Below are 14,849 nucleotides of genomic sequence, written 5' to 3' on the forward strand. Positions count from 1 at the left end.
GCTTATTATGGAGGCTATAGATCAGCGCTGGCACTATGAGTCTGATATAGAGTCGTTTATGGATACTGAACTAAACAAAGATGATCGCACAGATTTGGATGAAAGCAGCATGGAAGCTATATCAACATTCAATAACGTGGTATTTGCAATCTACCGTCTAGCAGCAGCCACCTTTTACAAAGGCAACATGAGTGCAACTAAAATTCGACACAAAGACCAACCTGAAAAGCTCCTCAAGAAGTTGGTGCCTCTGATGGAGCAGCAAAATCTAACCAATCTCTTAAAAGAAAATATGCGTGGCAGAAAGCCTACTAAAATCTAATCTACAGTGGTCTAAAACTGGTATTTCTAGACCACAAAAAGTTTTCTGTTGATTAAGATTTTTATGACATTTAGGCACCAATAGCGCAAGGACCAGCATAAACCGAGGCTTGTTAATACTCATGCGCTATTACTATGCTACCAATGTTAATCTCATCGTTAAGATGCTTGTTTGATTTGAGAGCAATTAACAGAAAAACTAAGGCTATGATGCGTAAAACACCAGCTTTTGCTAGTTAAAGCGCTGCTTAAACTCCTCAATGAGTTTAATGATGGTGTCATCAGCAAGATCTTTTGCTACATAAGCCTCACCAATGGCTTTTGGAATGACATAGTTAATGACGCCTGCTTTTACCTTCTTGTCATGACGCATGAACTTGATGTAGTCCTCACCTGTAAGCTTATCAGGAGATACATATGGCAACTTGTACTTAGGTAAGATGGCCTGAATACGGGACACATCCTCCTCACTTAAGCCCTTGTTAGTTTTGTTAGAAACAAAAGCGGCAATGAGCATACCCACAGCAACGGCCTCACCGTGCAGATAGGTTCCAAAGCCCATGCCAACCTCAATGGCATGACCAAACGTATGGCCATAGTTAAGCAGAGCACGTAAGCCACGCTCTTTTTCATCTTGTGAAACTACAGAGGCCTTAAGCTCACAGCAGCGCTTAACTACATAAGTAAGATCTAAAGCTTCTGTATCTTGAGCATCTTCAAGATACTTAAAGAACTCATGATCAAAGATGACGCCATACTTAATGACCTCAGCCATACCAGCTGCAATCTCTCGCTCAGGTAAGGTCTTTAAATAATCAAGGTCAGCTACCACCACCTTTGGCTGATGGAATGCGCCAATCATGTTCTTGCCAAGTGGATGATTTACTGCAGTCTTGCCACCCACGGAAGAATCAACTAATGAGAGCAAGGTGGTTGGAATCTGTACAAAGTCCACGCCGCGCTGATAAGTAGCTGCAGCAAAACCAGTCATATCTCCAATGACACCGCCGCCTAGAGCAACTAAGGCACAGTCTCGACCAAAGCCATCTTCAAGCAACGCAGTCATAATCTGCATATAGCTATCGATGTTCTTATAGTTTTCGCCGTCTTTTAAAATGCAGCTCTTAGTGCGAAAACCAACTGAGGTCAGCGCATCTTCAAGCTTTTTAAGATACAAAGGAGCAATAGTCTCATTGCTGACAATCAAAAGATCCTTAGTCTTTGGCAAAGCATCTTTAATTATGGCAGCGCTATCAAGACCATGACCGATGAAAATGTCATATGAGTTTTCATCTAAAGCGATATGTACCTTTTCCATGAGTGCTCCTGATCTATTTTTTCTTACACACAAGCTTAAGCCTACATCACTCAGCGCCCGCGCCACAACTTAGCATTGGCAAGGCCACATAAGCTTAGCATCTGCAAAGCTGCATAGCCTTATGCTTGAGCTTGAGCTTGAGCTTGATATCTAGCTTGCGCTCTAGCTTTAGCTTTAGCTTTAGGCATCGGCGCATGATTTAGCTTACGGCATGCCTATATTACTTAGTTGGTCTGTTCGTTATTATTCTTTAGCTTTAAGCCTGGCAACTTACGTAGCTTAATTGAGTGGACAGTGCGACGCACTAAATCCTTAAGCGAGCCTGAGCTATCAAGGACGATATTGGCTATCTCACGGTATTGTGGGTCTCGTGAGACAAAAAGATTCTTAAGTCGCTCTTTAACATCATCCACCTTAATCATAGGACGATTGCTATCGCCGTTAACTCGCTCGTACTGCTTGTCTACATCTAAGTACAGGTAAATACATAAAGAGTGGTCGCTAATTAACTGACGGTTATCCTCACGCATGGCTACGCCACCTCCGCCAGCCACAATTGCAGGGAGAGGATTAGGTATTTGCTCTTGCGTTAAACGTGTAGATACTCCGGTGAGTATTGCCTCCAAGCAGTCATGCTCAAGTTGTCTAAAGTAAGCCTCACCATCTTGCTCAAAGATATCTGGAATGGACTTACCTGCAACTTTGACAATGTAGTTGTCTAAATCAACAAAGCCGCCCTCAAAGCGCTGCGAAAGCTGTCGTCCAATTGTCGACTTTCCTGCGCCCATCGGCCCAACAAGAAACACAGCCTTGTGATCACTACACATCAGACAAACTCTCCTTAACATTAGCAACACCAACAAGTGTCATAGCAAACTACGAGACAACAAAGGCGCTACTTGTGCAAAATGCTATACACATTGCCTCTTTGACTGTCTCAAGCTATCAACTCATTGTGCCTGATTATTAAGACATTGGCCAACTAAAAGCACTACAGCTCCACACTTGCTCTGTTTAGAAGCATTTGCCCCATCTTTATGCTTAATAAATGCACCGTCAGCTTTGCAGATCTAAAGCTAGTGCTAAGAGATCGTTGGTATCTTATGATGAGAAAGTTAAGGCCAAAAATGAGGTAAATAGGCCTTTTATAGCTAGAACGAAAATTGCAAGTGTTAGATGATGTCAGTAATTTGTTAGAATGTTCGATTCAGGTTTTCTTAACTCAGGAGCACTACGTTGTTAGATAAAGCCTTTAAGCTGATGCGTTATGGACTTTGGGCAATGTTGTTGGGCGCTGCCTTATCAGGCGGCGTGGTTGCTGCTGCCTACTACTCGACTCTCGAGGAACTTCCTGACGTCGACGAGTTAAAGCAGGTTACTTTTGAAACCCCAATGAAGATCTACACCAGTGATGGCAAGCTAATTGGTGAGTTCGGTGAGCACAAGCGTATTCCTGTAAAGCTTGAGCAAATACCTCAAAAGATGCAGCAAGCTTTCCTGGCCATTGAAGACTCTCGCTTCTATGAACACTCAGGTATCGATCCTATCGGTATCTTACGTGCTCTTGCAGTTGCCGTAACCTCTGGTGGTGCCTCTCAAGGTGCTTCTACTATTACTCAGCAGGTAGCTCGAAACTTCTTCTTAACCCGTGATAAGACCTTAGAGCGTAAGGTTAAAGAAGTCTTCATTGCTTGGCGTATCGAGCAAGTTCTCTCTAAAGAAGAAATCTTTGAGCTCTACTTAAACAAGATTGCTCTTGGCCACAGATCATATGGTGTAGTTGCTGCAGCACAAACTTACTATGGCAAGTCCTTAGAGGATCTGTCTTTAGCAGAAATTGCAACTATCGCAGGTCTGCCTAAAGCCCCATCTACCTTAAACCCAATTACTAGCCCTGAGCGTGCTCGCGACCGTCGTCACTTAGTACTGCAGCGTATGCGTACTTTAGGCTTCATTACTGACGAAGAATTTGAGATCGCAGATGCCGCTCCTTCTAAGGCCTACTTCCACTCAACCCCACTTGAGGCCTATGCGCCATATGTAGCTGAAGAAGCTCGTATTGCAGTATTAGCAAAATACGGCGAAGAGGCTTATACCAAGGGCTTTAAGATCTACACCACTGTAGACTCTAATTATCAGCGCTATGCCCATGATGCTATCTTTAAGAATTTAACTGCCTATGATCAGCGCCATGGCTATCGTGGACCTTTATACAATATCTACGACTCAACCCGTGGTATTCGCGGCTCTGCTAAGAAGGCCACTGAGAAAACTGGCCTGAATGCAAATGCAAACAATGGCATTATCATGGATGCACGTGAAGGCCTAAGAAAATCTGCTGCACAAAGCGGCAAGCCTCTTAGCTATCAGCAGGTAGTTGCAGAGATTGACAAGCGCAACCTACTCAAGGGCAGCGCTGAGTATGCAGCTATTCAGGCTATGTCTCGTGAGCAGCTTTTAGATCGCCTCATGAAAGAAGACAAGTATGAGAGTATCGATCTTGCCTTAGTTACCGTTATTGATGATGCCAACAAGCAAGTGGGGCTTCTCTATCCTAATGGCTCAGAGAAAGTATTAACTTGGGAAGGTATGTCTTGGGCACGTGCTTTCAAGACTGATCGCAGCCAAGGTGCTCTGCCTACTTATCCAAGCGAGTTCTTACTCCCTGGTGACATTGTCTTTACTTTCATCAATTATGTAGACCGCAAAGCTACCAAGAATCAGCCTGCACGTACTGATGAGGTCATTACCTTAACTCAGCTTCCAGATGTAGAAAGTGCTCTGATTGCTTTAGATCCACGTAATGGTGCTGTACGAGCTATGGCTGGCGGTTTTGACTACGAGAAGTCAAAGTTTAATCGTACTACTCAGCTTTTACGTCAGACTGGCTCTAACTTCAAGCCATTCATTTACTCATCAGCGATTGCTTATGGTATCTCCACTAACTCAGTGATCCCAGACGTACCAATTAAGACTTGGGATGTGGGCTCACGTACTTGGTGGGAGCCACGTAACTCACCAAACCGCTTTGACGGCCCAATGACCTTACGTGAAGGTTTAGCTAGAAGTAAGAACTCTATTGCTATTCGTACCATCCGTCACGTGGGTGTTGAGAATGCAGTTAAGCACTTACGCAAGTTTGATATCTTTGTGCCTCCATTCCAGCAAAGTGAGTCCATGGCCTTAGGTTCTATGGAGCTTACACCGCTGCAGATGGCAACCTCCTTCTCAGCTTTTGCTAATGGTGGTTACAAGCTCACCCCATACTTAATCGACCGTATTGAACTTGAAAATGGTGAGGTTCTATACCAAGCTCACCCAAGACTTGCAGATCCTAATCTGCCAGATATCATTCAAAATGGTATTCCGCTTGAGTATGTGAAGAACTATCAGCCAAATCCACGTGATTTAGCTTTAGCTGAGCTCATTAATAACACCAATAAGAAGCCTCCAAAGCTCGATGAGAATGGTCAGCCTACTGGCACTATCGCTGCACCAGTTGATGAAAACGGCAGCATGCTGATTAACTACCCTGCTAAAGATTTAACTGGTCCTCAAGCATCGGTTGCTGCTTTATCTGACTTAGATACCCTTGCACACGATGGCGGCCCATACAAGTATGCACCTCAGATCTTAAGTCATAGTCATGCTTATATTGTGGCCTCATTGATGAAGTCAAATATCTACGGTGGCGTCGGTATCAACGGCCCATATTGGGGTACTGGCTCGCGTGCTGGCACTATTACTGGTCGTACCGACCTACACGGTAAAACTGGTACTACAAACAACGTGCATGATGCTTGGTTCTCAGGCTTTAATGGCAACTTAGTAGTAGCCTCATGGGTTGGTTTTGATAACGATCGTAACCTTGGCTATTCCATTGGCAAGGGCTCAGAGTCTGGTGGTGCTACCGCACTTCCTATCTTTGCTGACTTCTTCAAGAAGGCTCAAGAGGGTGTACCTGAGGCCCAAATCCCACGTCCAAAGGGTATTGTTTACACCACCAACCGTGGAATCACTGAAGCCTCTGTACCAGGCATGATGATTATCGACGAGGGTTCAGCTTCAAGCTCAGTTAAGAACACTGGTATCGATTCATCAGACGTTTCTGGCGACGAGATCTTCTAGTGCACCTAGCTTTGTCTATGCTGCACAACAGCATATGCATAAGATGATGCTGTAGCTCTATAGCTACATTCCAAAGCCGCAGCCGTATAGCTGCGGCTTTTGTATTTAGTTAAACAGGCAATATGAGATGACTTCAGACGCTCAAGCACGCAAGCTAATCTTTTCTAACCGCCTCTCCTTTTTAGCAGCGGGATTCTCTATTGCTGCCTGGGCACCCATGATCCCATACGTTAAAGATCGCTTTAGCTTAGATGAGCATACCTTAGGACTCTTATTGCTGTGCGTGGGTATTGGCTCTTTTGTCGCTATGCCGCTAAATGGCTACTTCACCTCAAAGTTTGGCTGCAGAGGCCCTATTTATTTAGCCGCTATCGCTGCAGCTGCCTGCATCGGAGCCATTCCTTTTACCTACAACCTATATGTAATGGCTTTTATCTTATTTGTCATGGGAATAGCTGCCATTACCATAGATGTAGTCTCAAACGTCAATGCAGCTCTCGTTGAAGAAGTAACTGAGCGCAATATCATGTCAGGTCTACATGGTCTTTATAGCGTGGGCGGCCTCTTAGGTTCACTGTCTGTAACTTTCCTTTTATCCATTAAGTTTGACCTCACCTTAGTGGGTGGCATTGCCTCAGTCTTTATCCTCTTACTGGTTATGGGTGGATGCAAATACCTCATAACCAATGTACATATTGGCAAGAGTGTCGAACAGGCAACAAGCAGTGAACAAGAAGCTGACAGCAAACTAGCGCAAGGTGAACAGAACGCAAGCGGACAGCGAGAAAACTGCGAGCAAGAGCTATCTCATGGTCAACAGAGCAGCACTTTAAAGTACTACACCCACCCAACAGTTTTACTCATTGGCATTATGTGTCTCATCATGTTCATGACTGAGGCCTCCATGCTCGACTGGTCAGGTGTCTTCTTGCACTCACAAAGAGGCTTAGCACTTGAGCATGCAGGCTATGGCTATGCTGCTTTTGCGGTAATGATGACTATCTGCCGCTTAACTGGTGATAAGGTCGTTTCTAAATTTGGACGCGGCAAAGTCATTATCATTGGCACAATGTTTATCATGGCAGGCTTTATAGTAGCGGTAGTGATTCCTCACTACAGCGCCGCTTTCTTAGGCTTTGCACTTATTGGTGTTGGAGCATCTAATGTTGTGCCTCAACTCGTCTCAATCACTGCACGCATTAAAGAAGTGCCAACTCATATCTCGGTGACTATAGTCAACACCATCGGCTTTACTGGCATTTTGATTGGCCCTGCGCTCATTGGTTTCCTTGCACACGCCATTACCCTTCCTTATACCTACCTCTGTCAGGCTATGAGCGTTCTTTTTGTTACCGTAATGAGCGTAATTCTAATTAAGCTATCCAAAGACAAGGCCAAGGACTAGCAAACAGCTTTGCATTAGATTGTTGCTTTAATGCGGATCCATAGTAATGGTGTCGTATCAGGGAGACTTTGAGGAGTTGCTAGCATGTCTCGTCCAATCAAAAAGACTATTAAGCTCACTGAAGATGAGTTGTCAGAAGTAGGAGCTATCCTAAAAGGCAGAGCACAAAGTCATACCTCATTTAGGAATGCAACTATTCTTAAGCTTGCTCATGAAGGCAAGACTCCATCAGAGATCGCTAGCGAAGTTAAACTCTCACGTCAATCTATTCACAAGGTTATCAACAAGTACTTACAGCATGGTATAGCATCTTGTTGGGCTGACCTTGAACGCTCTGGCAGACCAATTACTATTAGTGATGATGCAAAGGGCTATGTAATAGAGCTTGCTTGTACTAATCCTAAGGACTTAGGCTACAAGCATGAGCTGTGGAGTATCAACCTACTTAGAGAATACATAAAAAATCATTGTTCAGATAAGGGATTTACAGAGCTTAGTAATGTGTCCAAATCTACTGTTTGGAAGATACTGAACAAGTCAAAACCTCAAAATAATAAGTACTTTCTTGAGCGCACTGACGACTCTTCTATAGACAACGTTAACAATGTTCTTGTTCTCTACAAAGCCATCAATCTAGCAGTTGAATATAATCTTAAGGATGCTTATTACCGTGTCTCATATGATGACGAATCTTTGGTTAAAAGACATTCATCTTCTAATGCAGGCAGCTTAGCAAATGCGCAGCATTTAACCACATCACGAGATAGCGAAATCAAGCGCCATGGCTCCTTATACCTGCTAGCAGCCATTAATCTCATTTCTGGCAAAGTAACAGCTGTTGTTCGTGAGCATCATAGAAGCTATGAGTTTGTTGATTTTCTAAAACTGCTTGATAAGACATATGCAAAAGAAAAGCTTATAAAGGTGGCTCTTGATAACCATAGACTCATCTTCTCAAAAGAAACTCAGGCATTTATTCAAAGTACGAATAGCCGCTTTGAGTTTGTTATGAATCCTAAGCACGGTGCATGGCTAAATCTGATTGAAGCATGGTTTGCCAAAGTTATTAGAATTTTGCTTCAAAGCATTAAAGTAGCGAACGAGAAAGAACTAGAACGTCGTATCACTGAATGCATAGACCTTATCAACGACTGTCAAGAAGCATCTCGCTGGAAGTGCCAAACAAATGAAGTTGATGTTTAACCTCAACAAAAATGCCTCAAGCAATTTGATTGCATGTTCATGATGGATGGGAATGGTTTGAGATGATCGATTATTCAGCTCAAGAGCTATAGCCTAAATTATTGGGCAATAGCGCCCTTAGCTAGTGGGCGCAAGAATCTGGCTTAAAACGTGAGGCAATAGAGAGATGGCGCTTGAGCGTGTGGTGCGAGCGCTTGGCGTAGAGCAAAAGGCTCTATCACTGTGGCGTGCCAACGAGATAACGGTGGGCGCAACACGGAGCGGAGCTACACGGAGCGGAAGTGCTAGTCAGACTGCTACTCTGCTTTAGGCGCATCCTCGTGCAAAGGTAGCTGCAGACGTGCTTTACCTGCTACCTCTGTGCTGATACTTGCACCCTCAGCTGAAGAACGCAGCGGCAGAGTGCCCTTGTCAGTTGATGAGTTGAGAGTCTCACTTGAGCCTTTTTTGAGCTTGGCTGGAACGAATAAAGCAGAGCCAAAATCAACTACTTTCTGATGCTCAAGCAAAGCATTCCACTGCAAATTGTTGCTAAGACGCTCATTGGTGATGATGATATTAAAGTTATTCTTTAAGCACAGCTCTAGATTAGAGTCATCGGCACGCACGATGATACGACTGTCATAAACGTAGAATGGGGCAGCCTTGCCATTGCCAAAGTAGCATAGGACATTTGATGAGCCCTTATCAATGCGTGTAGAAACAGCCTGAGCCTGCTTGCCAATAGCAATGGATGCATTCACATATGGCAGAGCGAAAGATGATAAGAACACAAAGCCAAGAGTACCTAAACCGAGCATAGCTATGGCAAAGATCATCAGTCTATTGATGACAAACATAGCTGCAGGCAGACACATAAAGACTAAGAAGCCAAGGCCAATACCAATCATTGGCTCATTTGCTACCGGGAAGTTGCCATAATCGGTGATGAATAAGAAGAACAATGCTGCATAAGCAAACATTGGGAGTATCAAAGCAGCAGTTAAAGCAATTGGCAATGGATTGCGCTCAGTACGTGCACTTAAACCAAAGAGTAAGTGACCGCTACCGGTAATCTCGATACCAATACGTTTGCCACCTTGCATCGCAGCCAATGCATGTAACATTGCCTGTGATCCATCAGGGGCATTCTTAATCATCTCAACTTGAATTTCGCCTACTCTTTGAACAGCGCTACCCACCTCTGAGATGGCCTGCTCTCTATTCTTAAGCTCTTGTTCACGAGCAAGCATATCTTGCTTAAGACGTGCCTTTTGCTTCTTCTCTTCGCGACGAGCTGCAGCACGCTGTTCCTCGGTCATTACGCTCTCATCTGGCTTGCCTGACTCATCAAGCAATACTAAAGAAGCACTCCCACTTTCTACACTAAATGCATGCTCAGCACTAGACTTAATCTCGGTTGAATCTGCGTCTTTTGCCTCTTTTGCAACGCTAGAGTGTTTGTAAGAGTCGACCTTGCTAGATGAGGTACTATGCTCATCATTATTGTTTTGTAAGCGCACATCATGTTTAGTGTGGCTCTCGTGCTCATTGCCCTCAAAGTCAGTCTCATATGAGGCCATATGTGGCTTGCTCATTTGCACAGATGAAGACTTGAGGTCTTCAGCTGAGGCTAAGAAAGCTGAGCCTGTTTTCACTTCATAGGCGATAACTGGGCCTTCTTGCTTAGTTGTATTCTGTGCGTCGCTTAAATCATCTATCTCGTGATTCTTGCCCGAGAGCTCATCAAAAACATTTTGCGAAATACGACGCAACATAGCCTTTTCTTGCATGCTGCGATAAGAAAGAATCACATAGTAGTAAAGTAGTGGTGCTGCTGGCAGGAAGTACAAGTCATGCTCAGCATTAGGCAAGATTACGGTCAAAGATGACACTAATACAAAGATAATGCAGGCGCGAATCTTTAAGTTAGTGCAATTGCGGGTAAAGAGCTGTCTTACGATAAAGTACAGAGCACACAGACCAATTGGCAGATTTAAAAGCACAAAGAGTCTTAGTCCAAGACTAAATAAATCATCGCCAGTAAGCCAAGCGGCAAGGATACCCTGACCTGAAGATGCGCTCATGAAGAGTGGTGAAAGAGCCGATCCTGCCACTTGAGCTTGCTCTTTCCAATACTCTGGAGCCCCCATGAATGCATTGACTAAGCTGTGATTCTTGATGAACTTGTCGAAAAATAAGCCCACGCCACTAGAACCACAATCAATATAGATTGAGAGAGTGACTAATCCTGAGCATAAAAGAATAATGACAAAGTAATGAGGTCTAAACACCTCAAAAAAGCGCTTTATCTCTTTATTTACAGCCATCAGAGCCAGCAGAGACACCATAATCACTACTAAAGCATCAAAACCAGTAATAAAGATGCCTGCAAAGAGCAGCAGCGGGATGGACAGATTGCCAAACTTTGGACGCAATTGACCTACAGCAGTGTCATGAATGAGTTGATAGCGCTTGATAATCTTGGTGTATGCGAGCAATTGCACAGCCGCAAAGAGCATATCAACGCGAGCTGTGAGTACGCCAACATCTAAAAGCAGCATGGAACACATGCCGACAATAATCAAAAGACGCTCTTGATGTCTAAACTCTGAGGCCAAAAGACGATCTAAGGACGAAAGAATAACAAGGAACGAAAGGAGCGAGATAAATAAGAGTATCGGCAGGGCATAGTGTGCTGACAGGCTTAAAGAGAGCATCACTATCCATAAGTAAACCGGCGAGCTTTGCGCGTAGGTTAAGGATGAGTCATTGAAGGCATAAATGGAGCCTTGCTCTAAAGTCTCTAATGCTAAAGCAATGAAAGGTAACTCTAAGTCGACACTGAAGTCACGTAATAGCAGCGCAGGCATGAAAGCTGCCATAATTCCCAAAAGCAACAACAGGTAGACACGATTAGATTTCATAGCGAGCAAGAAAATAACGCCGGACTTAGATGGCCGTTATACAAATCAAAGATGACTTCTGAGCATTACCCAAATGAGCATAGAGGATATCTAACCTTAAAAGCTCATAGGCATTGATAGCTACCACACGTAGCTTAATAGATACTTAAGCAAGAAACGTACACGCTCAAGTAGAAAAGTGAATCTAATATACCAAAGTTGCCAAGCGCTACAAACAAGAAAGAAATGAACAGCGCGATAATATAGGCCTTTTACCATGTCTACGCCCTGTTAAGGCGCAACATCAGTATAGACATTATGCTAAAGCGGCAATTGTGCAAAAGAGCTTGTGTATTAACTAATAGTTTATGTTATGAGTTTATAGCTAGCATTGGCCTACCAAGCTAATAAGCAGTTTATAGCTAGCATTGGCACACCAAGCTAATAAGCAGTTTTTAGCTAGCATTGGCATACCTAGCTAATAAGCAGTTTTTAGCAGCCCTATTCACTAGGCGTTGATTTGTTGTTCACGCTTGTGCTTATAGTGAAGCATGATATTGCGAATATAGACGATAAGACCGCCTGCTTGGCTGACGATCAGAACAATGTCAGAACGATAGATGCCATAAACTTGAACCGATACAGCGGCAACAATACTGATATACCAAAATGGTAGTGGCAACAGTGATTGGCCAGCATGATGAGACATGTATGACTGATAAAGATAACGGATCGTAAAGAGTGAGTAGCTTACGGTACCAAAAATGAGCCAGGCGCTTGGTATGTGCTCGTCATTTAAAAAGAGGCTAGCAAAGGCATCCTTATCAGTTAATAGGCAGGCAAGCAAGACAAGCGGCAGGATACAAATAGCAATAGTGCCGACTCTCTTTAAGTGCTTGAGCTGTTCTTTCAGATGTAGATTGTAAACATACACATAATAGGCAAGCACTTGAGAGAGCAAAATGGCCGCATCATTGCGTAAAAAGCCATACACGCTCATACATACTGCGCCTAAGAGCGACAGCCACCAAAACATAGCAGGATTTACCACCTGCCCTGCTTTTTCAGAGAGCAGCCACTGCAGCAGCATTCGTGCACCAAAGGCACATTGCCCTGCCGCACCGACGATGGTAAACCATGAAACTAGCTCCATTGCTATCTCCAAAAATTCAAGCATTTCTAGCTATTGCTAGCTAAAGCATTAAAGAGCCACTTAAGATAGCAAAACAAACCTAGATTTGCCTTAGTTTATGAGCATAAAAAAGGCTCCTAAGCGTGAGCCTAGGAGCCATTTGATGCCTAGAGCATTTAAGCTTGATTAAGCTTAGATGCCTTTAGGTCTTAAGTACGTATGGATAACCTTACGACGGGCTATTACATCATGCCGCCCATGCCGCCCATACCACCCATGCCGCCCATGCCTGGGGCCATGGCTGGCTCGTCCTTCTTAGGAGCGTCAGCGATCATGCACTCGGTGGTGATCATTAAACCAGCGATAGAAGCAGCAAACTGCAGAGCAGAACGAGTTACCTTAGCAGGATCAAGAATACCCATCTCGATCATGTCACCGTAGGTGTCGGTAGCTGCGTTGTAACCGTAGTTGCCCTCACCGGTACGAACGTTGTTAGCAACAACTGATGGCTCTTCACCAGCGTTAGCAACGATCTGACGTAATGGGGCTTCCATAGCACGCAGGGCAACCTTGATACCAACCTTCTGGTCCTCGTTGTCGCCGTCGATCTTGCCGCAGATCTTAGAAGCTACGCGAACTAAAGCAACACCGCCGCCTGGAACAACGCCCTCTTCAACAGCAGCGCGGGTAGCGTGCATAGCGTCCTCAACGCGAGCCTTCTTCTCTTTCATCTCAACTTCGGTAGCAGCACCAACCTTGATTACTGCAACACCGCCAGCGAGCTTAGCAACACGCTCTTGGAGCTTCTCACGATCGTACTCAGAGGTTGACTCTTCGATCTGCTTACGGATCTGGTCAACACGGTCAGCGATGTCCTGAGCCTCACCAGCACCGTCGATAATGGTGGTGTTGTCCTTGGTGATAACTACGCGCTTAGCAACACCTAAATCATCTAAGGTTGCCTTCTCGAGTTCCATGCCTAAGTCTGAAGAGATTACGGTACCGCCGGTTAAGATAGCGATATCCTGTAACATAGCCTTACGACGATCGCCAAAGCCTGGGGACTTAACAGCAGCAACCTTTACGATGCCGCGCATGTTGTTAACAACTAAGGTAGCTAATGCCTCAGACTCAACGTCCTCAGCGATTAACAGTAATGACTTACCAGCCTTAGCTACGCCCTCGAGGATAGGAAGAATGTCGCGGATGTTAGCGATCTTCTTGTCGCAAAGGAGGATGTATGGGTTCTCAAGCTCAACAGAGCCAGTGTCAGCCTTGTTGATGAAGTATGGGGATAAGTAGCCACGGTCGAACTGCATACCCTCTACGAGGTCTAACTGATCCTCAAGACCCTGACCATCTTCAACGGTGATAACGCCGTCACGACCAACCTTCTCCATAGCCTCGGAGATTAAGTTACCAACGGTGGTGTCAGAGTTTGCAGAGATGGTACCAACCTGAGCAATTGACTTAGAGTCCTTGCACTCGGTAGATAAGGTCTTTAACTCAGCAACAGCAGCTGCAACAGCCTTATCGATACCACGCTTTAAGTCCATTGGGTTCATGCCAGCTGCAACAGCCTTTAAACCCTCGGTAACGATAGCCTGAGCTAAAACGGTAGCAGTGGTGGTGCCGTCACCAGCAGCGTCGTTGGCCTTAGAAGCAACTTCCTTAACCATCTGAGCGCCCATGTTCTGGAACTTGCCATCAAGCTCGATTTCCTTAGCTACAGTAACACCGTCCTTGGTGATTAATGGAGCGCCGTAGGCCTTGTCGAGAACTACGTTACGGCCCTTAGGACCTAAGGTTACCTTAACAGCGTTAGCTAAGGTGTTTACGCCCTCTAACATCTGAGCGCGTGCTTCGTTACCAAAAAATACGTCTTTAGCAGCCATTTTTCTTAATCCTTACTACCTGAAATCTTACTCGTTAACAATTGCTAAGATGTCGCTCTCGGAGAGGATGTAAACCTCTTCACCGTCTAAGCGCTCTTTCTTGGTGCCGTAGCCTTCGTTGTAAACAACAACGTCGCCAACCTTAACGCTTAAAGGAGCGGTGGTACCGTTATCGAGAATGCGGCCATTACCAACGGCAATAACTTTACCGCGAGTTGACTTCTGAGCAGCAGAACCTAATAAGATGCCGCCCTCGGACTTGGTCTCAACCTCAAATGGCTTGATGATTACACGGTCGTATAAAGGAACTAACTTCATTTTTATGCCTGAAAATTCCAGGTTTCATCAATCTGTGCCTGAGTGCATGTTGATGAAACTCATATGCTAAAAACTCTGGCTACCTGCTTTATAAGCTAGGTGCTTCAAATCTGACTGGTTTGTGAGGAACAATTCCCATTGCCCTCGTTTGTAAATCTAAAGGACTCAAACAGCCCCTCATGCAAACCAATCATTTAAGTACGTCGATCTTTAATGACAATCTATCCGTACAGAATACTAAGTG

General features: G+C 44.6%; 10 protein-coding genes. 4 read left to right on the forward strand and 6 right to left on the reverse strand.

Translation table 11 applies throughout. The annotated features are described in order from the left end of the window. A partial coding sequence (locus H524_RS13795; protein WP_044121300.1) for a hypothetical protein occupies window positions 1–322 on the forward strand: 322 nt, incomplete at its 5' end. Window positions 323–553: 231 nt separating this feature from the next. On the opposite strand, the gene aroB is transcribed toward H524_RS13795, so the two are convergent. Continuing rightward, a complete protein-coding gene (gene aroB / locus H524_RS0102265) occupies window positions 554–1,639 on the reverse strand; it encodes a 3-dehydroquinate synthase (protein WP_027939063.1) in 1,086 nt (361 codons plus the stop codon). Between the two features lie 224 nt (window positions 1,640–1,863). Continuing rightward, on the reverse strand, window positions 1,864–2,466 hold the full coding sequence (locus H524_RS13800) for a shikimate kinase (RefSeq protein ID WP_052338853.1): 603 nt from the start codon (window positions 2,464–2,466) through the stop codon (window positions 1,864–1,866). A gap of 409 nt (window positions 2,467–2,875) precedes the next feature. Here H524_RS13800 and H524_RS0102280 point away from each other — a divergent pair, with 409 nt between their 5' ends. The 3 genes from H524_RS0102280 (at window position 2,876) to H524_RS0102290 (ending at window position 8,375) form a co-directional block, all read left to right on the forward strand. Further along, complete coding sequence (locus H524_RS0102280; protein WP_027939064.1) at window positions 2,876–5,767, forward strand: penicillin-binding protein 1A; 2,892 nt, start codon at window positions 2,876–2,878, stop codon at window positions 5,765–5,767. A gap of 127 nt (window positions 5,768–5,894) precedes the next feature. Further along, complete coding sequence (locus tag H524_RS0102285) at window positions 5,895–7,172, forward strand: MFS transporter (RefSeq protein ID WP_027939065.1); 1,278 nt, start codon at window positions 5,895–5,897, stop codon at window positions 7,170–7,172. An 84-nt stretch (window positions 7,173–7,256) separates the two neighbouring features. After that, complete coding sequence (locus tag H524_RS0102290) at window positions 7,257–8,375, forward strand: IS630 family transposase (RefSeq protein WP_027939066.1); 1,119 nt, start codon at window positions 7,257–7,259, stop codon at window positions 8,373–8,375. Between the two features lie 296 nt (window positions 8,376–8,671). Here the strand turns inward: H524_RS0102290 and H524_RS0102300 are convergent, their stop codons facing one another. The 4 genes from H524_RS0102300 to H524_RS0102315 form a co-directional block, all read right to left on the reverse strand. Then, window positions 8,672–11,239: a hypothetical protein gene (locus H524_RS0102300; protein ID WP_027939067.1), complete on the reverse strand. Its 2,568-nt coding sequence runs from the start codon at window positions 11,237–11,239 to the stop codon at window positions 8,672–8,674. Between the two features lie 529 nt (window positions 11,240–11,768). Further along, window positions 11,769–12,413: a lipid-A-disaccharide synthase N-terminal domain-containing protein gene (locus H524_RS0102305; protein ID WP_044121301.1), complete on the reverse strand. Its 645-nt coding sequence runs from the start codon at window positions 12,411–12,413 to the stop codon at window positions 11,769–11,771. 221 nt (window positions 12,414–12,634) lie between these two features. Further along, the gene (groL, locus tag H524_RS0102310) at window positions 12,635–14,287 is read right to left on the reverse strand and encodes a chaperonin GroEL (protein ID WP_027939069.1); all 1,653 of its coding nucleotides are present in this window, start codon (window positions 14,285–14,287) and stop codon (window positions 12,635–12,637) included. A 27-nt stretch (window positions 14,288–14,314) separates the two neighbouring features. Beyond that, window positions 14,315–14,605 (reverse strand): co-chaperone GroES, encoded by a 291-nt coding sequence (locus tag H524_RS0102315; RefSeq protein WP_027939070.1) that lies wholly within the window; start codon window positions 14,603–14,605, stop codon window positions 14,315–14,317. Window positions 14,606–14,849 lie beyond the last annotated feature (244 nt).

The organism is Anaerobiospirillum succiniciproducens DSM 6400 (assembly GCF_000482845.1).
Lineage (GTDB): Bacteria > Pseudomonadota > Gammaproteobacteria > Enterobacterales > Succinivibrionaceae > Anaerobiospirillum > Anaerobiospirillum succiniciproducens.

Bases quoted from the DNA above. Each gene is read 5' to 3' on its own strand.
- groL (WP_027939069.1), bottom strand. From the start codon at position 14,287: ATGGCTGCTAAAGACGTATTTTTTGGTAACGAAGCACGCGCTCAGATG.
- H524_RS0102290 (WP_027939066.1), top strand. From the start codon at position 7,257: ATGTCTCGTCCAATCAAAAAGACTATTAAGCTCACTGAAGATGAGTTG.
- H524_RS0102315 (WP_027939070.1), bottom strand. From the start codon at position 14,605: ATGAAGTTAGTTCCTTTATACGACCGTGTAATCATCAAGCCATTTGAG.
- H524_RS0102305 (WP_044121301.1), bottom strand. From the start codon at position 12,413: ATGGAGCTAGTTTCATGGTTTACCATCGTCGGTGCGGCAGGGCAATGT.
- aroB (WP_027939063.1), bottom strand. From the start codon at position 1,639: ATGGAAAAGGTACATATCGCTTTAGATGAAAACTCATATGACATTTTC.
- H524_RS13800 (WP_052338853.1), bottom strand. From the start codon at position 2,466: ATGTGTAGTGATCACAAGGCTGTGTTTCTTGTTGGGCCGATGGGCGCA.
- H524_RS0102300 (WP_027939067.1), bottom strand. From the start codon at position 11,239: ATGGCAGCTTTCATGCCTGCGCTGCTATTACGTGACTTCAGTGTCGAC.
- H524_RS0102285 (WP_027939065.1), top strand. From the start codon at position 5,895: ATGACTTCAGACGCTCAAGCACGCAAGCTAATCTTTTCTAACCGCCTC.